This is a genomic window from Providencia sp. UF-183 (genome assembly GCF_058246155.1).
Window position 1 is genome coordinate 117984 of the sequence record NZ_JBSICD010000003.1, and the last position, 23081, is coordinate 141064.

General features: G+C 39.9%; 17 protein-coding genes. 9 read left to right on the forward strand and 8 right to left on the reverse strand.

Translation table 11 applies throughout. From position 1 onward, the window contains the following. Nucleotides 1–87 precede the first annotated feature (87 nt). Nucleotides 88–1272: a cystathionine beta-lyase gene (gene metC, locus AC4IFT_RS03485; RefSeq protein ID WP_490731679.1), complete on the reverse strand. Its 1185-nt coding sequence runs from the start codon at nucleotides 1270–1272 to the stop codon at nucleotides 88–90. 429 nt (nucleotides 1273–1701) lie between these two features. On the opposite strand from metC, the gene exbB reads away from it, so the two are divergent. The 4 genes from exbB (at nucleotide 1702) to yedF (ending at nucleotide 6126) form a co-directional block, all read left to right on the forward strand. Further along, nucleotides 1702–2616, forward strand: a complete 915-nt coding sequence (exbB, locus tag AC4IFT_RS03490) for a tonB-system energizer ExbB (protein WP_490750639.1) — start codon at nucleotides 1702–1704, stop codon at nucleotides 2614–2616. A gap of 5 nt (nucleotides 2617–2621) precedes the next feature. After that, a complete protein-coding gene (gene exbD, locus AC4IFT_RS03495) occupies nucleotides 2622–3047 on the forward strand; it encodes a TonB system transport protein ExbD (protein ID WP_490731683.1) in 426 nt (141 codons plus the stop codon). Nucleotides 3048–4675: 1628 nt separating this feature from the next. After that, nucleotides 4676–5890, forward strand: coding sequence for a selenium metabolism membrane protein YedE/FdhT (gene yedE / locus AC4IFT_RS03500; protein WP_273804520.1), 1215 nt, complete (start codon nucleotides 4676–4678; stop codon nucleotides 5888–5890). Beyond that, nucleotides 5887–6126, forward strand: coding sequence for a sulfurtransferase-like selenium metabolism protein YedF (yedF, locus tag AC4IFT_RS03505; protein ID WP_353244313.1), 240 nt, complete (start codon nucleotides 5887–5889; stop codon nucleotides 6124–6126). Before yedE ends, yedF begins: the two co-directional genes overlap by 4 nt. A gap of 388 nt (nucleotides 6127–6514) precedes the next feature. Here the strand turns inward: yedF and AC4IFT_RS03510 are convergent, their stop codons facing one another. Both AC4IFT_RS03510 and rdgC read right to left on the reverse strand, forming a co-directional pair. Further along, nucleotides 6515–7024 (reverse strand): GNAT family N-acetyltransferase, encoded by a 510-nt coding sequence (locus AC4IFT_RS03510; protein ID WP_490731686.1) that lies wholly within the window; start codon nucleotides 7022–7024, stop codon nucleotides 6515–6517. A 240-nt stretch (nucleotides 7025–7264) separates the two neighbouring features. Next, nucleotides 7265–8170, reverse strand: a complete 906-nt coding sequence (gene rdgC, locus AC4IFT_RS03515; RefSeq protein ID WP_430255761.1) for a recombination-associated protein RdgC — start codon at nucleotides 8168–8170, stop codon at nucleotides 7265–7267. Between the two features lie 210 nt (nucleotides 8171–8380). Between rdgC and mak the strand changes: the two genes are divergently transcribed. Together mak and AC4IFT_RS03525 are read left to right on the forward strand one after the other, a co-directional pair. After that, nucleotides 8381–9286, forward strand: a complete 906-nt coding sequence (gene mak, locus AC4IFT_RS03520; RefSeq protein ID WP_490750640.1) for a fructokinase — start codon at nucleotides 8381–8383, stop codon at nucleotides 9284–9286. 590 nt (nucleotides 9287–9876) lie between these two features. After that, nucleotides 9877–11826, forward strand: a complete 1950-nt coding sequence (locus AC4IFT_RS03525; RefSeq protein ID WP_490750641.1) for a bifunctional 2',3'-cyclic-nucleotide 2'-phosphodiesterase/3'-nucleotidase — start codon at nucleotides 9877–9879, stop codon at nucleotides 11824–11826. Nucleotides 11827–12005: 179 nt separating this feature from the next. Here AC4IFT_RS03525 and AC4IFT_RS03530 read toward each other — a convergent pair whose 3' ends face one another. The 3 genes from AC4IFT_RS03530 to AC4IFT_RS03540 all read right to left on the reverse strand — a co-directional run bounded on the left by AC4IFT_RS03530 (nucleotide 12006) and on the right by AC4IFT_RS03540 (nucleotide 14563). Continuing rightward, a complete protein-coding gene (locus AC4IFT_RS03530) occupies nucleotides 12006–12305 on the reverse strand; it encodes a YmdA family protein (RefSeq protein ID WP_490731693.1) in 300 nt (99 codons plus the stop codon). 451 nt (nucleotides 12306–12756) lie between these two features. Further along, nucleotides 12757–13356 carry a nitroreductase family protein gene (locus AC4IFT_RS03535; protein WP_219245711.1) on the reverse strand — a complete coding sequence of 200 codons (600 nt, stop codon included), beginning with the start codon at nucleotides 13354–13356 and terminating at the stop codon, nucleotides 12757–12759. A gap of 346 nt (nucleotides 13357–13702) precedes the next feature. Then, nucleotides 13703–14563 carry a MetQ/NlpA family ABC transporter substrate-binding protein gene (locus AC4IFT_RS03540; protein ID WP_490731696.1) on the reverse strand — a complete coding sequence of 287 codons (861 nt, stop codon included), beginning with the start codon at nucleotides 14561–14563 and terminating at the stop codon, nucleotides 13703–13705. 251 nt (nucleotides 14564–14814) lie between these two features. Here AC4IFT_RS03540 and AC4IFT_RS03545 point away from each other — a divergent pair, with 251 nt between their 5' ends. Both AC4IFT_RS03545 and AC4IFT_RS03550 read left to right on the forward strand, forming a co-directional pair. Further along, entirely contained in the window at nucleotides 14815–15849 is a 1035-nt protein-coding gene (locus AC4IFT_RS03545; protein ID WP_490731698.1) for an isopenicillin N synthase family dioxygenase, read from the forward strand. A gap of 49 nt (nucleotides 15850–15898) precedes the next feature. After that, nucleotides 15899–17182, forward strand: coding sequence for a cystathionine gamma-synthase family protein (locus tag AC4IFT_RS03550; protein WP_490731700.1), 1284 nt, complete (start codon nucleotides 15899–15901; stop codon nucleotides 17180–17182). 50 nt (nucleotides 17183–17232) lie between these two features. On the opposite strand, the gene AC4IFT_RS03555 is transcribed toward AC4IFT_RS03550, so the two are convergent. Both AC4IFT_RS03555 and sbcD read right to left on the reverse strand, forming a co-directional pair. Further along, the gene (locus AC4IFT_RS03555; RefSeq protein ID WP_490750642.1) at nucleotides 17233–20916 is read right to left on the reverse strand and encodes an AAA family ATPase; all 3684 of its coding nucleotides are present in this window, start codon (nucleotides 20914–20916) and stop codon (nucleotides 17233–17235) included. Between the two features lie 5 nt (nucleotides 20917–20921). Continuing rightward, complete coding sequence (gene sbcD, locus AC4IFT_RS03560) at nucleotides 20922–22133, reverse strand: exonuclease subunit SbcD (RefSeq protein ID WP_490750643.1); 1212 nt, start codon at nucleotides 22131–22133, stop codon at nucleotides 20922–20924. A 236-nt stretch (nucleotides 22134–22369) separates the two neighbouring features. Between sbcD and phoB the strand changes: the two genes are divergently transcribed. Further along, nucleotides 22370–23059, forward strand: a complete 690-nt coding sequence (phoB, locus tag AC4IFT_RS03565; protein ID WP_219245717.1) for a phosphate regulon transcriptional regulator PhoB — start codon at nucleotides 22370–22372, stop codon at nucleotides 23057–23059. The last annotated feature ends 22 nt before the right edge of the window (nucleotides 23060–23081 follow it).

Genomic DNA, 23081 nt, shown 5'->3' on the forward strand with positions numbered 1-23081 from the left:
GGGTTTGATTTGTTTGGGGGTATTCGCTCATCAATCAATAAATTGCAGAAAATATCTCGTATTTTCTGCAATTTGGCTCCCTAACCTTTAAATCCGTTCAAAGGCCAATTGCAAATCATCAATTAAATCTTGTGGATGCTCAAGGCCAATATGCACGCGGAAAAATGTCCCTTCATTTGGATTAAAATCATATTGTCTCATACTGATTAAATCTTCTTTCTGATAACCCAAAATCAGTGATTCAAACCCACCCCATGAATACCCCATTTTAAAATGCGCTAAATTTTCGATAAAAGCAGCGAATTGTTCAGCGGATAGGCGTGACTTAAGTTGGAAAGAAAATAAGCCATTACAGCCTGAAAAATCACGGATAAAAAACGCATGACCAGGTGAAGTTGGCAAGGCAGGATGGAAAACGTGTTCCACTTCAGGGCGAGATTGCAGCCAGTTTGCCACTTGTATACTGTTTTCTTGGTGCTGTTTTAATCGAGTGGCTAAGGTATGTAATCCTCGATTGGCCATATAAACGGTATCAGGATCTGCAGTTTGCCCCAGGAGATACGAATTTTCACGTAAGGTTTCGATACAGCGCTCATTTGCTACCGCGACGCCTAACATGCCATCAGAATGCCCATTAATGTATTTCGTGGCAGATTGTATGGAAATATCCACATCGAACAATAATGGTTTGAGTAACACACCTGCCGCCCATGTATTATCAATCATAATAATGATATCAGGTGATTTATTACGTACGGCTTTCACGATAGCTGGTAAATCATGGACTTCCATCGTGATTGATCCAGGGGATTCTAAAAAAACAATACGCGTATTCGGCTGAATTAAGTCTGCGATGCCTTCACCAATTAATGGATCAAAATAGGTGGTTTCAACATTTAGCTTAGTTAAAATATGGTCGCAAAAATTCTGGGTTGGGTCATAAGCTGAGCCCGTGACGAGGATATGCTCGCCTGCAGAAATAAACGATAAGATTGCATTGGTGATGGCGGCAGCACCTGATGGGTAAAGTACAGAGCCTGCCCCACCTTCTAATTCAGTCATGGCTTCTTGAAAGGCAAAATGGGTTTGTGTACCTCGGCGACCGTAAAAAAGTACACCATTAGCACGGTGTCGCGTTGCATGACGTTTTTCTTCAAGTGTATCGAAGATGATAGAAGATGCCCGTTGAATTACAGGGTTCACGCCTTTTTGTGTAAATTTAGGGTTTCGACCAATGTGCACTAACTGGGTTTCTGGTTTTGTGTTTGCCATGCGCTTTCCTTTATCATTTTAAATTTAGCCTACCCAAAGGCGTGGATACTATGAAGTTAAAGCATTCGCAGGGAAATGTAACTTGAGTTTTCTTCAGTATTACAAAGTTCAATTAGTTCCATCGATATAGGAGAAGGGAGGTTGCATTTATCTACCAAATGCCTTCGTTGTATTAATAAGAATAAAGAAGAAATACCCGTGTAATAGACGTGGACTTCATTGTCTAAGAACAAAAAAAATGAAAAAATTCGTGAATACTAATGATAATTACTATCAATTCGCGCTGTCTTTGATATCATCAGCACCGTCTTTTTTAAAAGAGACGAACAGCGCGAGTTAAATTTCGCTTTTAAAGGTTAGTCGATGAATGGCACAATCATCGATATGAATTTTTTTATACAACACTAAAAAGAGAGTAAAGGCCAACTGATGCGTAAACTAACAGCTTCTATTCTATTGGCGTTCGGCTTGATGGGCACGGCAGTCGCTGAAACTACACCTGCAACAACACCCGCTGCGTCTCAAAATACACCATCGACACCTGCGGCTCCAACTACAACACCAAATATTGAAGCTGCTCCCGTATCTTCTGAGCCCGCAGTAAATACTGCCGTTGTGAATGAAAATATTGAAATTGCAACTGAAGTCCCAACAGGCGGCTTTGATCAGGACTTATCCGTTTGGGGGATGTACCAAAATGCGGATAATGTGGTGAAGACAGTAATGATAGGCTTGGTCATTGCATCTGTCATTACATGGGCACTCTTCTTCTCTAAAGGTCTCGAAATTTTAGTCGCACGTCGCCGTTTAAAAGACGAAACCAATGCGATTGCTGACGTGAAATCACTTGATGAAGCCGTGAAAATTGCAGAAGGTTTCAAAGGAAACAGTATTACACGCATGCTGCTTAATGAAGCGGTAACAGAAAGAGCGTTATCTGCGAACAGCACCGATTTGTCTGGTACAAAAGAGCGTACGTCATTCCGTCTTGAAAGAGCCGTCGCTGCAATCAGCCGATATATGGGCCGTGGTAATGGTTATTTAGCGACTATCGGTGCGATTTCTCCCTTTGTCGGTTTGTTTGGAACGGTATGGGGTATCATGAATAGCTTTATCGGGATTGCCCATTCGCAAACGACTAACTTAGCGGTCGTCGCACCGGGTATTGCAGAAGCACTTCTTGCAACGGCAATTGGCCTTATCGCTGCGATCCCGGCGGTTGTAATTTATAACATTTTCGCCAGAATGATTAATAACTACCGTGGTCAGGTAGGGGATGTGGCTGCACAGTCTGCGTTATTATTAGGGCGTGATCTTGATCTGGCAAATAGCAAAGCAAGGTAATTATTATGGCAATGCGTTTAGGTGACGAACAAGATGATAGCGGTGAAATGCATGAAATTAACGTGACACCGTTTATCGATGTGATGTTGGTTCTATTGATTATCTTTATGGTCGCGGCACCATTGGCTACAGTTGATATTAAAGTCGACTTACCTGCCTCAACCGCGAAGCCACAGCCACGGCCAGAAAAACCCGTGTTCTTAACGGTTAAAGCTGATAGTCAACTCTTTATTGGCGATCAAGCGGTGTCGAAAGAACAGCTTTCCGTAACTCTTGATCAAGCAACAAGTTCAAATAAAGAAACAACGATTTTCTTCCAAGCGGATAAAAGCGTTGATTATGAAACGATGATGGATGTGATGAATGCATTACGTCAGTCAGGGTATTTGAAAATTGGCTTAGTTGGGATGGAAGCAACGACCTCTAAATAGTCAGTGTTAACAGCAAAAGCCGACATAACGCGTTTTATCTTTAATGGTAAAGCGCGTTTTTTTATTAATAAAATCAAATCGCAACAAAAATTAACACTGTAGCTGTCTGATTTTTCCGCCCTATGTTATCTATCCTGCATAATGTTATATTTATTTGTATGATTTAATCATTATTAATAGATTTTTATCCTATTTTCACGCTTTTTATTGGTATTCATTTGAAGGTGGACGTCTGAATTACATACTCAATACTCTTATAAGGGGTATTGAGTGCTAATATAAGGCAATAAATCAAAATTAACATTAAGATAACTGATGTTTTATTGGTGTTTTTTCTCTAAATCGAAATAGAAGAGTTGAGTAAAGCCGCGTTTTAAGGCTACGTTTTTAACGTAAATATAAGCTCAGCTTCTTTTTTTAAATGCAATTTTTTATTAAAAATGCAGCTTAATACAGCTTGAAATAGCGGATATTTAACTATTTTTGATGCTATTGAATCGAAAAAACATAACCAAAAATAAACCATTATGTTTGAATGGTTTTGTTAATTATCACTATTTTGGCAAGATAATAATATTACCATGGAAATTATATGGATAATTTTAAAGGTAAAAATATCGACAAGATGATTGTTTTTTATGAGAAAATTTAAAATTCACAGAAAGAGTATGGTAACTGAAATAAAAAAATGATTATTTTTTTTCAGACAAAAAATAAAAACTTTATAAAGGTTTTTAATGAAAATGTCTTTTTGAGAGTGAGTTAAATAAGCTTTGCTCATAATAGGAAAAATAAAATTATATAAATATATTTAATTTAAATATAAATCAAATAGCAAATTAGAAATAAATACGTATAAATGTAAATAGTTTGTAATATCTTAACAATAGGTGTTTTATTTTGCTGTAAAATGATAACTTTTTGATTTTAATTATATTTTTGGTTTTTCTTGTACTTTTTAAGTTAAACGAAAAAACACTTGCGCAACCTAAGTCTTGGGTTATAATGCAATCAATAACATTTAGAAACACTTTTAAACACTTTATTATATCGAGTTATTTATTTTTAAAATTGATTAATACTAGGGACCTAATAAAGCCAGTTTTGATTTTCAGTATTATTTTTGAATAAGTGAAAAATCAGGCTTTATATTAAAAATAGATATAATTACGTAATTGGGTAACTCAGATAAGATATTGTGTTTTTAAGTTAACGTGAATGTTATTACTGGAGTCAAATGGGCTGACTACAGACTACGCATAGCAAGCGAAGCCGGAAACGGCAATTTCATATTATACTCCTCTATAGATAAAATAAGACTACATTTCCAGCGTTATCATTAAGATAACGCTTTTTTTTTATTGGTACATTGTGCTACGTAATGAGTGTGTTTTTTATACATAATTTGAAGAGTTCAATAAATGTATAATAAATCAGCGTTCACAACATCCTACTATGCATAAAATCAATATATCCTTCAGTTCTATACAAAAGGACTTCACGAAAAAAAATATCAGCGTATGATATTTCCACTTCGCTGTGGGGCATCGATATAACAGATTATAAAGATAATTATACAACGGCGAATTTCTCTGCCAGGATCTGGCGTGAATCAATTGGATGTTACAATGACTTGGTCTGATTTCAAATCTCACTATCTCATCGGTTTTTGGAAGCCTTTACCCGCAGTAATTGCCGCAGGTATTTTATCAACCTACTATTTCGGTTTAACGGGCACATTTTGGGCTGTTACTGGCGAATTTACTCGCTGGGGAGGGCACATTATGCAGCTGTTTGGTGCTCATCCAGAAACTTGGGGTTATTTCAAAGTGATTGGCTTTGAAGGCACACCTCTAGATCGTATTGATGGTGTCATGATTATCGGTATGTTTGCTGGTTGCTTTGCTGCTGCACTTTGGGCAAATAATATTAAATTACGTATGCCTCAACACCGTATTCGCATTTTCCAAGCCATTCTTGGCGGTATTATTGCAGGGTTTGGTGCGCGCTTAGCGATGGGATGTAATTTAGCGGCATTCTTTACTGGGATCCCTCAATTTTCTCTACACGCATGGTATTTCGCTGTTGCGACTGCGGCAGGGTCATATTTTGGTGCTAAGTTCACATTGATGCCAATGTTTAGGATCCCTGTCAAACTGAAAAAAGTCAGTGCGGCATCTCCGTTAACGCAAAATCATGATGTGGCAAAACGACGCTTTAAGTTAGGAATGGTTATTTTCACCCTCGCATTGGCGTGGGGTTTTTATACCTTACTTGACTCTCCAGTGATGGGCTTTGCTATCCTCTGCGGAATTGGCTTTGGTTTATTAATTGAGCGTGCTCAGATTTGTTTTACCTCCGCTTTTCGCGATTTGTGGATCACGGGCCGTACCCATATGGCTAAAGCCATCATTATTGGGATGGCAGTCAGTGCGATCGGTATCTTTAGTTATGTCCAGTTAGGTGCGACACCTAAAATTTTATGGGCAGGCCCAAATGCCGTGATTGGTGGCTTACTCTTTGGTTTTGGTATAGTCCTTGCTGGTGGCTGTGAAACGGGTTGGATGTACCGCGCAGTGGAAGGGCAGGTTCATTATTGGTGGGTTGGTTTTGGGAATATTATTGGCGCAACCATCCTAGCTTATTATTGGGATGATTTAGGCCCTTGGTTAGCAACCGATTTTGACAAAGTGAATTTACTCGAAACCTTTGGGCCACAAGGCGGCTTGTTGGTGACGTATGCATTATTAGCAGTGGCGTTTGTGCTGATGTTAGTTTGGGAAAAACATTTTTTCCGCAAACGTACACAAAAATCGACACAAGCATCAATGGAGGCAATATGAGTAAAAAAGACATTATTCCTGATTACCGTTTAGATATGGTCGGGGAACCTTGCCCATATCCAGCGGTAGCAACATTGGAAGCGATGCCATCCCTAAAAAGCGGCGAAATATTAGAAGTGGTAAGTGATTGCCCACAATCAATTAATAATATTCCGTTAGATGCAAAAAACTATGGCTATACGGTTTTGGATATCCAGCAAGATGGGCCGACTATACGTTATCTTATCCAAAAATAACGGATACCCGAGATACCCGTCATACTTTGCGCCGCAGCGTTGTTGACTGCACTCACAGGCTCTAGTCACATACTTTAGTATGCTCCTAGAGCCTGTTCGATTGTCGCCTAGCTGCAACACAAATTATTTAGGGTATATTGGCGGCATAATAGGTCATGTTATTGATTGATAAAATAGATTTTTGCCGCAGCGTTGTTGACTGTACTCACAGGCTCTAGCCACATACTTTAGTATGCTCCTAGAGCCTGTTCGGTTGTCGCCTAGCTGCAACACAAATTATTTAGGGTATCTTGGCGTATTGATGGATGAGAAAATTTTTGCCGCAGTGTTGTTGGCTGCACTAGAACCCCCTAGCTATGACTTAAATATAGGGCTAGGGGTTTTTAGGCTATTCGTCTTGCCAGTTCGCAATATCTAAAACTAGCTCACATTCATCATCGATATATCCGCCAGTCGGAATAAACCCCAGCTTTTTATAAAACTCAAATGGGCTTTCTTCCCCCTCACCGCAGCTATTATAGAGTCGTGGGTAACCTTTCTTTTTTAGATAACGTATAACTTGGATTAATGCTTCGCGGCCAAAGCCTAACTTTTGATAAGGTTCTGCTATCATGAAGCGCCATAGCATAATGCCATCATATTCGAGTTCGTCATCATCTAACCCAGAATGCAGCATAATGAACCCAACAGGCGTATCATCTGCATAAATCCCTCTGTACCACGCACAGTCTGAAAATTGCGCCTCTACCATAGAGTAAGCATTGTCAGCGACCATATTACGCTGCGCCTCACTCAATGTATGACTAAGTAGGCAGATTTCAGAGAAGTTATCCGCAGTGACTTTTTGTAAGGTCACTAATGAATTTTCATCCACTTCAGGTTCGATAAGCTCTTTCATGACTATTCCTTCGATAGAATATTGACCAAAACTCCAATAATGGAGGCTGCTATTTATTATTTTTATTTAACAAATTTCAAACTAACGTAAATTTGTTACAGGGTTGTAATTTAATCAACCAGAGATTTCACAACCAGTCAATGACTTAATTGTGGCTATGCAGGCGAGGTCTAAAAAGAAATGGCAACTTACTTTTTGGTAAGTTGCCATCGTGAGATAAGGAAGGAAATTCAAGATGTGTTAGTGTTCTGCTTCGCCACCCAGAACATCAATTAAGCGAGCGATTAAGGCGCTCAGTTCGCTTGTCATTAGCACATAATCTGCATCAAATTTTTGCGCATAATCTTCTTTAGCGATATCGTCGTTTTGGTCTTTTAATGTATCACTGAATTTAAGTCTTTTTAGCGAACCATCATCAGATAACATAAATTGGATACGCTCTTCCCAATCTAAAGCAAGCTTCGTGACGAGCTTACCTGCTTCAATATGGGTCGCAATTTCATCAGAGATCAGATCTTGCTTCTTACAGCGAATAATTCCGCCTTCTTCTAAGATAGCTTTTAGCTCCGCTTCATCCATCACCGCAAAGCCTTGAGGAAGTGAGCCTGAACGGATCCACTCGGTGAGAGTGAGTTCAATTGGGTCTTTGAATGTGAGAGGAACGACAGGCAGGGAGCCTAAACTCTTGCGTAATAAGGCTAGATTATCTTCAGCACGTTTCGCGCTTGCCGCATCCACAATAATGAGTTGATTGACGGTATCAATCCAAATATAGGTTTTGCTAAATTTACTGAATGCACGAGGCAATAAGGTGTGCACGACCTCATCTTTTAAGGCGTCTTTTTCAGTTTTTTTAAGTTTGCGGCCTTGGTCTGCTTCTAGTTTTTCAATTTTGTCCTGTACTTCTTGCTTGATGACAGGAGATGGCAGCATTTTTTCTTCTTTTTTAGCGCAAATTAGAATTTGGTTGCCAGCTGCATGGGTTAAGGCATCGGCACCGTTCATCGGCGCGACCCAACCTGTTTGCATCATGTCTTGGCTGCCACAAGGGTGATAGGCAAGTGCGGCAAGTTGTTTTTCCAGATCATCTGCAGAGAGTGCCAAATCCCGATTCAGGCGATAGACCAATATATTCTTGAACCACATGAAAAACCTACCTTTGTTGATAAATAGCCAGTTAGAGCAGGGGGCTATGATAACGAATTGTCGGTTATTAAGCGAAAAAAATATATTTAGCCTAAGGTGCCTATTAAGGAAGTTAAGTGATCCCTCAGTTTTTATCTCTTATACTTGAAAAAAGCGCCCTAGGCAGGTCATGATGGGAAGATAAACAATAAAATCAAAGAGAGCAGCGCAATGAGAATAGGAATTGACCTTGGTGGCACGAAAATTGAAGTGATTGCATTAGATGACGATGGTGAAACCTTATTTCGTCAGCGTGTTTCAACACCTAAAGGTGACTATATTGCAACACTCAATGCTATCGCCGGTTTAGTGAATGACGCAGAAACCGCAACAGGGCAAACGGGCAGCGTAGGGGTTGGGATCCCAGGAACTTTATCTCCTGTGACTGGAAAAGTGAAAAATGCCAACTCAACATGGCTGAATGGGCAGTTTTTTGATGCCGATTTAAGCAAGTTATTAGGGCGTGGCGTTAAAATTGCTAACGATGCCAACTGCTTAGCTGTATCTGAAGCGGTAGATGGTGCAGGTGCAGGGAAAAAGGTCGTTTTCGCAGTGATAATCGGAACAGGCTGTGGTGCAGGTATTGCACTCGATGGCCAAGTGCATTCAGGTGGAAATGGCGTCGCAGGGGAATGGGGGCATAACCCATTACCTTGGCAAGATGATTGTGACAGGAAATTCTTATCAAACGAACACTGCTATTGCGGCTTAACGGGTTGCACAGAGCTGTTCGTCTCAGGAACAGGTTTTATGGCCGATTACGCAAAGTTATCAGGTGAGAAAAAAATCGGCACAGATATCGTTAAACTGGCGCAAGAAGGAGATAGATTTGCCAAAATAGCGCTGGATAATTATTTGAATCGATTAGCTAAAGCGTTAGGGCAAGCGATCAATATGCTCGACCCAGATGTCATCGTGTTAGGGGGCGGCATGAGCAATGTGGATTGCTTGTATGAAGAACTGCCAGCGCGAATTCGTCAATGGGTATTTGGGCGTGAATGCGATACACCTATTCGTAAAGCGGTGCATGGAGATTCGAGCGGGGTGCGTGGCGCGGCTTGGCTATTTTCGTCCTAATTTGCGCTGTGGCGGTGTTGGCTTCACTCGGCTTCTCATTTTTTCGTCATACTTCAAGTTGTGGCTGCGTTGGCTTCATTCAGCCGCCTTGCCACAACTCGAATTATTTAGAAAAAGGTGCGCATGTAATAAAAAATAGAGTTTTAGTTTTCATGTTTAAATAATCATCCTTTATCACTTAAATTAAATTTATATTAATTAAAAATAAAATAATAAGCATATTTATAAAGCAAAAAATTTGAGTTAAATAAATTCTCTAATGTTAAGTGATATAAATCACAATTCTTTTTTTCCTACGAAAATTATTCACAAAACATAAAAAAAATAATTTCAGTTATTTGGCGTGAATTTGTCATGAATAATTCATTTTTGTGACAGATATAAAAATCAGACTCGATAAAAAGATGAAAACCGTGATTTAGTCACAGAAAATGGTTACTGTTTGCAGTGTATTATCATTAAAAATTGATGTCATGCACATAGTGTAAAATTTTAATGCCATTTTTGTTGGTTATTTGTTCAATGGCATAAGGTGTGTATGCGGATTCGAGAGGCAACTTTCTCTCAATAAAGGCAACTAAGGGGATCTAATGAATAAAGTATTGAAGCTCTCGACACTTGCTATGTTAGTCGCATTTAATGCGAACGCAGCAACGGTTGATTTACGTGTTATGGAAACATCAGACGTTCACAGTAACCTTGTAGACTTCGACTATTATAGAGATAAACCAACTGAACAATTTGGTTATGTTCGTACTGCGACTTTAATTAAAGCCGCAAAACAAGAGGCCACTAACTCCGTACTCGTGGATAACGGAGACTTAATCCAAGGTAGCCCACTGGCTGACTATATTGTTGGTGAAGGCCTAAAAGATGGCGAATCTCACCCAGCACACAAACTATTGAATACAATGGGTTATACCGTAGGTAACTTTGGTAACCATGAGTTTAACTTTGGATTAGATTTCCTGCATAAAGCCATTGATGGGGCAAAATTCCCTTATATCAATGCCAATATTATTGATGCAAAAACCGGTAAAAACTACTTCAACCCATACATTATTGTAGATACTCCAGTTAAAGATAGAGATGGAAAAACACATACAATTAAAGTGGGCTACATCGGTTTCGTTCCACCACAGATTCTTATTTGGGATAAACCAAATTTAGAGGGTAAAGTTTTAGTTAACGACATTACTGAAACGGCGAAAAAATTTGTACCGCAAATGAAAAAAGAGGGCGCTGACTTAGTTGTTGCAATTCCTCACTCAGGCTTCTCTCAAGAACCTTACAAGGCAATGGCGGAAAACTCCGTGTATTACCTCAGTGAAGTTCCGGGAATTGATGCAATCATGTTTGGTCACTCACACGGTGTATTCCCAAGCAAAGACTTTAGTGATATCAAAGGTGTTGATATTGCGAAAGGAACCGTCAATGGTGTTCCTGCTGTCATGCCTGGTCAATGGGGTGACCACCTAGGGGTTGTCGATTTAGTGGTAAGCAATGATGACGGTGCATGGAAAGTGGTTGATGCAACGGCTCATGCACGTCCGGTTTATGACAAGCCAAATAAAAAAGCCCTTGTTGAACGTGATGGCGACTTAGCGAAAATCATCGAAAAAGAGCACCAAGATACTCGTAAGTTTGTGGGTAAACATATTGGTAAAGCTTCTGAAAATATGTACAGCTTCTTAGCACTGGTGCAAAGCGATCCTACTGTACAAATCGTTAATGATGCACAAATCGACTACACCAAAAACTTCATTCAAGGTGACCCTGATCTGGCTGATTTACCTGTATTAGCCGCGGCGGCACCGTTTAAAGCGGGTGGTCGTAAGAACTCACCAACAGAATTTATTGAAGTTGAAAAAGGTGATTTAACGTTCCGTAATGCGGCGGACCTTTACCTGTACCCAAATACATTGGTTGTCGTTAAAGCAACGGGCGCGGATGTTGTTGAATGGTTAGAATGTTCTGCGGGTATGTATAACCAAATCGACCCACAATCAACGGCACCACAAAGCTTATTGAATTGGAGCGGTTTCAGAACGTATAACTTCGACACAATTAGCGGCGTGGATTACCAAATCGACCTGACTCAGCCAGCAAAATATGATGTTGATTGCCAAACCGTAAATAAAGATGCTAACCGAATCAAAAATGTCACTTACCAAGGTAAGCCGATTGATCCGAAAGCGACTTTCTTAGTGGCAACCAACAACTACCGTGGTTACGGCGGTAAATTCGCAGGGACAGGTGATAACAATGTTGCATTTGCTTCCCCAGATGAAAACCGTTCAATTTTAGCGGCTTACATTGCGAAAGTGTCTAAAGAAAAAGGTGAGATTTCGACTAAAGCGGCAAATAACTGGTCATTTACACCAATTAAGACAGACAAAAAACTGGATGTTCGCTTTGAAACTGCACCAAGTGAAAAAGCAGCTAACTTTATTAAAGAAAATGCACAGTATCCAATGAAAAAAGTGGGCACTGATGAAATTGGCTTCGCTATCTACCAAGTAGATTTAACCGCTAAGTAAGCATTTCCATTTTTATTGAAGTTATCCTGAGCCTGCCCAATTGGGTGGGCTTTTTTATGCCTAAAAATGAGAAAGAAATGGGGGGAGATATTTGGATGGTAAATAAATAACGCTCGGCGCATTTAACTAGCAACTTACTAAACACGTCGAGCGGTTATTGATTTTTGACGACTAATAAACTATTCATAAAACACATTCAACATAGGTAATTTACTAAACTTATCGTATTCAACTTTAACATACTCAGATTCTATTTTTTTGCCATTTTTTAAAGAGCCCGTCATTGAAATATCCTTACCATTTCGGTAGCACATAACATTGACACGTTCTTGGTTGTTGGCATTTATAACACATTGTGGTTCATACACTGAACCCGTAAATGTGATTGTCCCTCCTGATGAGTTATTACTTGCATAGGTGAAAGAACAACTTGAAATGATTATAGCAACTACGGATGTCAGTAATGATAAACGTTTCATAGTCCACCTCCGGAATAACACTGAGAACAGTGTTTTTTGCCTTCACTTTTAGTGTAGTTCAATTATTGACAATGCAAACTAAATTTTGAAAATATACTTAGATTCTAGTGTGAAAGTGGTTTAGTTCATTGATAAGCATCAAAATTTATTTGATGTTTATATCATTCGATTGATTGTTAATCATTAATTTTTTGTGAATAAATAACAAATGGGGTAGGTGTGAAATTATCTTTTTATTTAAGTTAAATTTCATTTGTAAATATGTTTTTTGAATTTTTTGTTACGTTAAATAAATTTTAAATAATAACGTATTTCGTAATTTTATTTTTTAAATGGAAGTCATCATTAGTGATGCTTTGTTTTGCGAAGGATTTTAAAAAGTGGTTAAAATAGAAATGCCCTTATAAAAAGTTTTATAAGGGCATTTCGTTTAAAATCTTACTGTTTCATTTTATTTGAAAACTTTGAAACGTACATCATCATCCATAAAGGCTTTATCACCCGCTGGTGAATTAATGGAACCAAATACCATTTGAGCGCGTAATATCCAATTTGCAGGGATGTTCCACGTCTTTTGTACATCATTATCCACTAAAGGATTGTAGTGTTGTAATGAAGCTCCGATATTTTCTTGTGATAATGCAGTCCATACTGCAAATTGTGCAATCCCGCTGGCTTGCTCAGACCAAATAGGGAAGTTATCTGCATATAAAGGAAATTGTTCTTGCAGACCTTTTACAATGTCTTGGTCTTCAAAAAACAGGATAGAACCTGCGCCTGCTGCAAAACTATCAATTTTTTGTTCTGTAGCAGCAAAAGCTTGCTCAGGTACGATTTTGCGCAGAGCTTCTTTGGTCATATTCCATAATTTCTTATGTTCAGCACCAAACAAAATTACCACACGTGAGGTTTGCGAGTTAAACGACGATGGTGAGTGTTTTACGGCTTCTTTAATTAGTTTTGTAACGTGTTCTTCAGATACAGGTAAAGCATCGCCTAGATTATAAATAGTACGACGGTTTTTAATCATTTCGATAAATGCGTTAGACATTTTAGTCTCCTAGATCTTCATTAGCGCACGGCATTTTATAGAATATATCTTAGAAGCCGCAGTTCGTTTCAATGGTTATTACTATAGCGGGGGAAAGTTAAAATCATAGAAAAAAAATTTAACCGTAAGGTTCAAAATTTTACGCTAAGATTGATTTTTTAAAATTATCAATAATTTCAATTTGTTGTATTTGTTAATTTATGATATCTAGTTTTTGATTATTCCAAATAGGGCGCTATGCATAAAATGGAGAGAAAAAAATTGAGGGTATTAAGGCGTAGAGTAGAGGTTAAAGAGTCTAGCGGGGGGCGTAATCCCGCTAGACAAGAATGATAACCAGTTTTACTTAATTGAGTTCATTAACATCTTTGGTAATTTCAATTTTAGTCCCACCAAAGTTATCAATGATATATTTTCTGACAGTTTCAGTGTGGTACAACTGCGCTAATTTTGCAAATTTAGGGTCGTCTTTATTATCTGTTTTTACGACTAATAAATTAATATTATTTTTAATGGAATCATCATTTTGCTCTCTAAATAAAGAGTCGTTTAATACATTAAGTCCACCTTCTTGCGCCGCGGTGTTACCAATAACAGCGATATCGACATCGGGTAAAGCCCTTGGGCCATGTGCATATTTTATTTGCCTAAAGACCAAATCTTTTGGGTTGGCAATAATATCGTTGGTTGACCCAGTTGCTTGGTTAAAGTCAGGCTTTAGTGTAATTAACTGGGCCTTTTCAAGTAATTTTAGGGCACGTATATGGTTAGCTGCATCATTAGGTATGGCCACAATGGCTTGCTTCGGTAAATCTGCAAGGTTTTTATGTTTTACCGAATAAACGCCCATCGGCTCAAAATAAGTGGTGGAGATTGCCGCCAATTTATTATTATGACTTTTATTAAAATCTTTTAAAAACCCCCAGGACTGAAATGCATTGACATCAACATCCCCATCAATCGTTGCCACATTAAGGGTGATCCCGTCATCAATGATTTTGACATCAATATCTAAGTTTGCTTCTTTCGCACTTGGAGACTGCGCAATAAACTTCCATATATCGGCATCACTGCCATGGCTGCCAATAATAATTTTTTGCGATGCTTGCCCTTGTTGATTTGATTTCTCTGTTGAACTTTCCTCTTGTGAACAAGCGGTTAGCGTAGAAAATGACAAAGCCAATAATAATGCAGGTATTTTTTTCATTTGATTATCTCTAATATTTTTTTGTTGATGATATCTAACCAAACAAAAATGACTTTTTATAAATAATATTTTATTCACCCTATAGTTTTTTAGTTATATACAGAAAATACACGTAGTCTCATTCGAAATTGTTATATCGATATAGTTTAAAATTATTTTTAGCAATATTTATTGTGGTATCTAATCAAGCATTAAATATAAACGTGAAAATTCTTCACTATCTAAAAAATAATTTAAAAGGTTGATTCATTATGTCTTTAACACAATTGCCTATTATTGATTTAAGTGAACTTGATAACCCTGAAACCAGAGATGACTTTTATAAAAAGCTACGTTTTATTGCTCGTGAAATTGGCTTCTTTTATTTAGTCGGTCATAACATTACACCCGAATCTCGAGAGCAGTTATTAACCACGACAAAACAGTTTTTTGCCTTACCAAAGGCGGAAAAAGAAGCCATTTCTATGGAGCACTCGCGCCATTTTCGTGGTTATACGGCTTCTACCGAAGAAAGCACACGAAACCAGCCTGATTACCGTGAACAAATAGATATTGGCGAAGAATTACCCGCACTCGAACTGACCGATAATGACCCTATTTGGTTTAACTTACATGGACCAAACCAATGGCCGCAAGCCTTGCCTGAATTGAAAAATCAAGCGCTTGCATGGCAAAGTGAGATGCGTGATATTGCCGTGAAACTCATCAAAGCGTTTTTAGTGGCTTTAGATCTTCCTGAAAACAGCTTCGAACACATTATCGCTGAACCTGCTCAACATTTATTGAAACTTATACATTATCCAGCGAGAGAAGATAATAACGATGGAGAACAGGGCGTTGGCGCTCATAAAGATGCCGGTATTTTGACCCTATTATGGCAAGACAACAGTGGTGGTCTGCAAGTCGAGACGGATAATGGCTGGATTGATGTCGCGCCACTGGAAAATGCATTTGTGGTGAATATTGGTGAGGTTTTTGAATTAGCGACGAACGGATATTTGCGTGCAAACGTGCACCAAGTGGTGAGAAAGAAAAATAGCGATTCCCGTTATTCTATTGCTTATTTCATTACCCCAAGTGTTTTTGCCGATGAAGTACCATTATTAACCTTACCGAGTTATTTAGCGCAGCAAGCTTTAGGGCCAGATAGTGATCCTCTCAATCCGTTATTTACTAACTTAGGAAAAAATGTGATTAAAGGCCGTTTACGTTCACATTTAGCAGTAACACGCAGATTTTACCCTACGGAATATGCGCAAATAATAAATAACAGTAATATCCTATAACGAATAGAATAAATTGATATTGATAAAAGAAAATCAGTTGGAGCCAAGTATGTCAGATCAAAGTTATAAAAAGGACTTAAATGGAAAGGCATTATCGCCTGAAACCTTGATGATGAGTTATGGGTATGACCCACAGCTTTCAGAGGGGTCGATTAAGCCTCCCGTTTTTCTGACATCAACGTTTGTCTTTAAAACGGCTCAGGAAGGAAAAGACTTCTTTAATTTAGTGAGTGGGCGCACACAAGCGCCAAGTGGCCAGAAGCAGGGGCTTGTCTATTCTCGGTTTAATCATCCAAACAGTGAAATTGTTGAGGATAGACTAGCATTGTACGAGGGGGCACAAAGTGCCGCACTGTTTTCATCGGGCATGTCAGCAATTACGACGTGTTTGATGGCGGTGTTACAACCGGGGGATGTATTGCTGCATTCACAACCCCTTTATGGCGGAACAGAAACCTTGTTTCTCAATACGTTAAAGCGATTTGGGATTACGTCAGTGCCTTTCCAAAACGGCTGTGATTTAGCGGCCGTCTTAGATGTGGCAAATAGCGTCGAACAAGGCCAAAAAATTGCGGCGATTTATATTGAAACGCCGTCAAACCCGTTAAATACATTGGTTGATATTGAATTACTCAGCCAAGCAGCGAAACAAATTGGGCAAAAACAAGGTGGGGAAGCGCCATTACTGATTTGTGATAATACGTTGCTGGGACCTGTATTTCAAAAACCACTCGCTTTAGGTGCAGATTTAAGTGTGTACTCACTAACTAAATACGTGGGTGGGCATTCAGACTTAGTGGCTGGGGCGGTTGCTGGCAGCCATGAATTGGTGAAAAAAGTTAAAGCACAACGTAATGCTATTGGAACGCAATTAGACCCACATTCAAGTTGGATGTTAGGGCGCTCTTTGGAGACGCTACAGTTACGGATGGAGCGGGCTAATGACAGCGCTCAAACGCTGGCGGAATTTTTACACCAGCACCCAAAAGTGAGCAAAGTGCATTTCCCTGCATTTTTTCCGAAAGACAGTGTGGAATACCAAGTTTATCAAAAACAGTGTACTGGTGCGGGTTCTACTTTCTCCATTAATGTCGGAAATAACGAAGAAGATGCGTTTCGTTTTTTAGATAATCTCGCGATTTTTAAACTTGCGGTGAGCTTGGGGGGGACGGAATCATTAGCTAGTCATCCTGCATCGACAACGCATTCAGGCGTTGCACAAGCAGTACGTGAGAAAATTGGTATCAGTGATAACTTAGTGCGTTTATCTATTGGTATTGAGAATGTAAACGACCTAAAACATGCGTTAGAACTCGCATTAGACGCTATCTAAGTACTTAATGTTGTGGAGAGGAAGCGGTTTATTCCTCTCCATTTCCTTGATTAATTGAGCCGATATTGAGTTGGAAGTTCGCTAAAACCTAGCCCATTGGCTTTTTTCACATTAATTTGCACTGGGATGCGCTCTTTCATTGCTTCCACATGGCTGATAACACCGATCATTTTTCCTGATGCATTCAGGCTCTCAAGGGCATCAAGGGCAATATCGAGCGTTTCGGCATCCAACGTGCCAAACCCTTCATCTAAAAATAATGATTCTAATTGTGTGCGGTTGCTGACCATGTCAGAAAGTGCCAGTGCTAACGCTAAACTAACGAGGAAGCTTTCCCCTCCAGATAACGTTTTGATATCCCTGACAGAATCTGCCTGCCAGCTATCGATAACTTGTAACTCTAAGTTAGCTTGATGACTACGTTGCAATATATAGCGGCCATGCAGTTTATCGAGCTGTTGGTTGGCTAATGTCACCAAACAATCTAGGGTTAGGCCCTGTGCATAGCGGCGGAATTTGTCCCCTTCAGCGGAACCAATTAAGGCGTTTAAATAGCTCCAATCATCGTAACTGAGTTGGCTTTTTTCTATTTCTTGCAGTAAATCTTGTTGCTGATAGCGCTGTTGTTTATCGGTATCTAAGCGATTAATAATCTGCCCTTGCTGCTGGTTGCGCTGTTTGATTTCTTCGTCGAGGGCGGTGACGGCTTCATGTAATTGTGCCTCAGAAAGTGATGAGAAGCCTGTGGCACGTTGCTGATTGAGGGCTTCGAGTGATTGTAAGCCTTCTTGATGGCGAGTTTCACTTTGCAATAGTTTTTGGCTTACACCTTGTTTTAATGCCTCTAATTGTTGTTTTTCTTCGAGGGTTAATAGAGCCTCAAGGAAGATTTTTTGCGTGCTAAATGGGCTTTGTGCCAGAGCATCGTTAAATTGACCTTGCACTTGTTGATGTTCGAATGTGGCTTTATTAATTGCTTCGATGATTTCTTGCAAGCTACCAGTCAGTGAGGCAATCATTTTATCAGTTTCATTAAGCTGCTTACTGAGTTGTTCTTGAGCTTGCGAAAGCACCTCTTGTTGAGTGTTAAGCTGTTGAATAAATTGAGGGACTGATAACCCTGAAAGCAGTGTTTTGCGTTCAGTTGTTTTTTGTTCAAGGGTAATATGTGCCTGTTGAAACTGTTTTTTTTCTTTCTCAAGCTGCTGATTAAGTTGGTTTAATTGTTCAGTTTCAGATTTAAGCGAAGCACTCGATACCTCGATTTTTTGACTCAGTGTTTGTGCTGTTGTTTTTTGAGTATTATAAAACTCACCACGTTGAGTGGTGTCACTCACCCATTTATCAAAGTCTTCGCTTTCAGGTAATTTTAGTTCAAAAGGCGCTAAAGCTGTTTGAAGTTGCTCAGTTTGTTCATTTTTGCGTTGCTGTAATTGAGCTAGTTCTTTTTGTGATTCATCAAATAATTGAGTTTGATATTTTAATCGCTCCTCAACGAGTGAAAGGTCTGCTTGTTGTTGATTTAAATGGGTTTGTTTTTCATGCTGTAACTGCCTAGCCTGCTGATAATCACGTTCTAATATCGTAAATTCATTGATGATTTTTTGTTGTTCTGTGAGCTTTGTCGTTAGCTCATTGATAAACGCAGTGGTGGCCTGTTCGTTCAGTGCTAATTCAGGTGTAAGTGCTTGCTCACATGTTGTTTTCCAGTTGTGATTTAAGCTATCTAGGTGTGCAGTGGCTTGCTGTAATTGTTGTGCTTGTTCTTTTTGGCGCAGTTGTTGTGTTTCGGATAGCGTGGTTAGTTTTGCCTGTTGCTGTTTAAGGTGATCAAGTTGCTCAGTTAATTGAATGAGTTGTTGTTGTGTCTCGCTCAGATGAATGGATTGGTATGCCTGTACGGCTGGGTGCTCGGTTGAACCGCATAATGGGCACGGTTTCCCTGAAACAAGTTGCTGGCGCTCTTGCTCTAAACTGACGATTTTCTGTTCTAATTGAAACTTTTCATTGATGAGTTTGGTGCGTGGCGCCAATTCATTGATTTGAAATTCGGCCAGTTCGCGCTCTTTTTGTGTTTGGGCGCTCTGTTGTTGCAAATCAGTGTATTGCTGGCTGAATTGCTGCAATTGGGTTTGTGCACTAAGGTACTGAGACAAAATTAACGGCAAAAGTTTGGCATGCTGTAAACGTGTTTGTAGTTGCTCAATTTGTTGATTAACAACATAAATATCATATTTTTCTTGGTTGACTTTGCATTGTTGTTCTTGTTGTTTAAACGCGAGGGTGTGCTTTTCTAAAGCAGAGCGAGTTTGTGTGAGTTCTGTTGTGCGTTGTTGTTTATCCGCTTGCAGTTGCTCAATTGTGTTTGAGTGGTTTTTCTGTTTTTGTGACAGACTATTGAGCTTGTCTGTCAGTTCAAAAATAAAGCGCCCTTGCTGCTTCCAGCCCCCTATTTGAGCACTTATCTGTGCATCTTTTTGCTTTTCTTCTAAGAAAACATTCAACTGATAAAGTTGATGATTAGCCAGCTGGATCTGGTTTTGTGTTTCATTCACCCATTGCTGTTTTTGTTCAAAAACCGCCTGTTTTTCTGCTATTTGTTGTTTTAATTCATGTTGCTGCTGCGCTAACTGAAAAATTTGGTTATCGAGGGGGCGAACAGTTTCATCAATCAGCTGGTTTTGTTGTTTTACAAAATCAATGTGTTTGCGGTAATCATCCTGCGATTGAATGAGCGCTGCTTGTAGCGGAGTTAGCTCAGCCTGTTGTTTTTCCAGATTGCGTTGCAACTGTTGCTGTTTTTCTGTGTATTCAGTAAGTTGCCGCTGTAGGCGTTCAATATTTTGCCAAAGCGGGCGTAGAGATTCCGCCGGTTCGCTATCCGACAGTTTTTTCAGTTGAGGTTGCGCCGCGTGGTATTCAAGCTGGGCATTTTTGAGTTCATTTTCAAGGGATTGTACCCGCAGTGTGAGCTGGCGGTGCTGCTGCCACCAATTGAGTTCGTGTTGATGTTGCGTGCGTTTTTGTTTTATTTCAGTTTCTTGTTTTTGTAGCGTACTTTGTTGCTCTATCAGTGCTTGGTGTTCGGATTCTGTGAGTAAATTAATGCTCTGTGCTCTAGCTTTTAGCAGGTCTAAATCCGTTTTTGCTTGCTTGTGCTGATTAAAAATATATTTGGAGATTTGGCTATAAATTTCGGTGCCTGTAATTTCTTCAAGCAGATCTGCACGCTCTTTCTCTGAGGCATTTAAAAAAGCCGCAAAATCCCCTTGTGATAACAAAATTGATTTTGTAAAACGGCCGAAATCTAACCCTGTAATTTTGGCAATTTGGTCGCGAATTTCAGAGACCTTAACGGTAATGATTTTACCATCAGCGACTTGGGCTAGCTCAGCTTTCGGTGATTGCAAATTGCCATCGGGTTTATTCCCCGCGCGGCGTTGGCTCCAAAATGTGCGATAGGCCGTACCTTTAACTTCAAATTCTACTTCAGCAAGACAGTCACCTGTGTGGCGGGTCATCAATTCATTTTGGCTTGCGGAAATTGAATCTAACCGTGGTGTACGGTGATATAACGCGAGGCAAATGGCATCCAATAAGGTGGTTTTTCCTGCCCCTGTCGCACCGGTGATGGCAAATAACCCCTGACTGGCAAACGGTTCTTGCGTAAAATCGATTTTCCATTCGCCTTTGAGAGAGTTAATGTTTTTTAGGCGTAAGCTTAAGATTTTCATGTCAATTACCCTTGCTCGTGGCGTAATGCGTCATAGGACTGTTGGAAAAGTTGGGTTAGACGCTGTTCACGTTCAGGGTCTTCAAGGGTTTCTTCACTTAGGCGGCGTAGGAAAACCTCTTCTACGGTAAGTTCATTCAGGGTTTCATTCGCTAGCGCAAGGTTTTGCCCTTGTTTTTGTTTTCTTGCACGGCGCAGTAATACGACTTCAACGGGAAGGTTTTGTGTGAGTGTTTCGATGCGCTGTTGAATATCCGCCAGATAATCTTGAGACGCGACTTCGATATCTAACCAAACCGCATTTTCACCTTGGTAGTCCTGCCATACAGTAAGTTGTTGCTCTATCTCTTTTAATGAGCCTTTAAGCGTTTGTAAAGGCTGAAAAATAGGGATCGCTAACGGGGTTATTTTGCTTAATTTGCTACCTGTAAACTCAACTAAACAGACACTTTTATGTTGGGCAGTTTCATCAAAACTGAGGGCAATAGGGGAGCCGCAATAACGAATCTGTTGTTTTCCACCAATGACTTGAGGGCGATGAATATGACCAAGTGCAATATAATCCGCAGGGGGAAATGCCCCTGAAGGGAAGGCTTCTAATGTGCCGATATAAATATCGCGTACGGAATCTGTGAGTTCCGCTCCAATCACCGTTAAATGCCCTGTGGCAATAATCGGAATATCCAGGCCGAGCATTGCCCGTTGCTCGAGGGCGAGTTGATAGCTGGCTTGGTAGTGATCATGAATGGCAGTTTGGAGGGAAAGTTGTTTTTCTTCAACACTTTGCCCTGCAACACTCTGTTGGATATCTCGAGGACGCAAGAAAGGGATCGCGCACACGAGACCAATGGGTTGCGCTTGTTTATTGTGCAGAGTGATAACATTCGGCTCACTGCCAGAGGTGACCACTTGGGTATTAAGGTAGCTTAATAATGAGCTTGATTCATTCAGAACAGAGACGGAATCGTGATTGCCGCTCAAAATGACCAACTGGCAACCGGTTTTTTGCAAATCTACAATAAATTTATTATATAACTCGCGGGCATAGCTTGGCGGTGACCCTGTATCGAAAATATCCCCTGCCACAATGACGGCATCGACTTGATGAATTTCGACTTGGTTCACTAGCCAATTTAAAAAGTGTTGGTGCTCAGGCGCACGGCTTTTGGTAAAAAAGTATTGGCCAAGATGCCAGTCAGAGGTGTGAATAATGCGCATGAGCCATCAGTTCCTGTCTTCGATAAAGGGCATAAATTACTGCTATCCAGTATACCTTATCCTATCAAAACCTCGTGTTTTTCTCGTGTTATGGCGGAATTATTTCACTTAGATGACATTTACCCGCTAATATAAGGAGAAATATTTGATTTGCGAATAGACATTCATAATTCTGTCATAAAAGTGACGCATAATGCGTTCACATTAACAATGTCTTCTTATTTACAGGAACAATCATGGCAAGACGCATTCTAGTGGTTGAAGATGAAGCGCCCATCCGAGAAATGGTTTGTTTTGTATTAGAACAGAATGGTTTCCAGCCGATTGAAGCTGATGATTATGACAGCGCAATTGCACAGTTAGTCGACCCTCTACCCGATTTGGTGTTATTAGATTGGATGATCCCCGGTGGGTCAGGGCTCCAAGTGATTAAACATATGAAGCGTGATAGCGCCACTCGCGATGTCCCAGTGATGATGCTAACGGCTCGTGGGGAAGAAGAGGATCGCGTGAAAGGCCTAGAGGTCGGTGCGGATGATTATTTGATTAAGCCGTTTTCCCCGAAAGAATTAATTGCTCGTGTTAAAGCGATTCTCCGTCGAATCTCTCCAATGTCGACGGAAGATATCATCGAAATGAATGGGTTAACCTTAGACCCAACCTCCCACCGTGTAACCAGTAACGAAACCCCAATTGATATGGGGCCAACGGAATATAAACTTCTGCATTTCTTTATGACGCACCCTGAACGTGTTTACAGCCGTGAACAGCTCTTGAATTATGTCTGGGGCGCGAACGTTTATGTTGAAGACAGAACGGTGGATGTACACATTCGGCGTTTAAGAAAGGCGCTAGAAACTGAAGGTCATGATAAAATGGTGCAAACAGTACGCGGTACAGGTTACCGTTTCTCTGTTCGTTATTAACGACACACTAGGGAGAGACATG

Excerpts from the sequence above, each read along its gene's own strand:
- metC (WP_490731679.1), bottom strand. The coding sequence starts at position 1,272 with ATGGCAAACACAAAACCAGAAACCCAGTTAGTGCACATTGGTCGAAAC.
- exbB (WP_490750639.1), top strand. The coding sequence starts at position 1,702 with ATGCGTAAACTAACAGCTTCTATTCTATTGGCGTTCGGCTTGATGGGC.
- exbD (WP_490731683.1), top strand. The coding sequence starts at position 2,622 with ATGGCAATGCGTTTAGGTGACGAACAAGATGATAGCGGTGAAATGCAT.
- yedE (WP_273804520.1), top strand. The coding sequence starts at position 4,676 with ATGACTTGGTCTGATTTCAAATCTCACTATCTCATCGGTTTTTGGAAG.
- yedF (WP_353244313.1), top strand. The coding sequence starts at position 5,887 with ATGAGTAAAAAAGACATTATTCCTGATTACCGTTTAGATATGGTCGGG.
- AC4IFT_RS03510 (WP_490731686.1), bottom strand. The coding sequence starts at position 7,024 with ATGAAAGAGCTTATCGAACCTGAAGTGGATGAAAATTCATTAGTGACC.
- rdgC (WP_430255761.1), bottom strand. The coding sequence starts at position 8,170 with ATGTGGTTCAAGAATATATTGGTCTATCGCCTGAATCGGGATTTGGCA.
- mak (WP_490750640.1), top strand. The coding sequence starts at position 8,381 with ATGAGAATAGGAATTGACCTTGGTGGCACGAAAATTGAAGTGATTGCA.
- AC4IFT_RS03525 (WP_490750641.1), top strand. The coding sequence starts at position 9,877 with ATGAATAAAGTATTGAAGCTCTCGACACTTGCTATGTTAGTCGCATTT.
- AC4IFT_RS03530 (WP_490731693.1), bottom strand. The coding sequence starts at position 12,305 with ATGAAACGTTTATCATTACTGACATCCGTAGTTGCTATAATCATTTCA.
- AC4IFT_RS03535 (WP_219245711.1), bottom strand. The coding sequence starts at position 13,356 with ATGTCTAACGCATTTATCGAAATGATTAAAAACCGTCGTACTATTTAT.
- AC4IFT_RS03540 (WP_490731696.1), bottom strand. The coding sequence starts at position 14,563 with ATGAAAAAAATACCTGCATTATTATTGGCTTTGTCATTTTCTACGCTA.
- AC4IFT_RS03545 (WP_490731698.1), top strand. The coding sequence starts at position 14,815 with ATGTCTTTAACACAATTGCCTATTATTGATTTAAGTGAACTTGATAAC.
- AC4IFT_RS03550 (WP_490731700.1), top strand. The coding sequence starts at position 15,899 with ATGTCAGATCAAAGTTATAAAAAGGACTTAAATGGAAAGGCATTATCG.
- AC4IFT_RS03555 (WP_490750642.1), bottom strand. The coding sequence starts at position 20,916 with ATGAAAATCTTAAGCTTACGCCTAAAAAACATTAACTCTCTCAAAGGC.
- sbcD (WP_490750643.1), bottom strand. The coding sequence starts at position 22,133 with ATGCGCATTATTCACACCTCTGACTGGCATCTTGGCCAATACTTTTTT.
- phoB (WP_219245717.1), top strand. The coding sequence starts at position 22,370 with ATGGCAAGACGCATTCTAGTGGTTGAAGATGAAGCGCCCATCCGAGAA.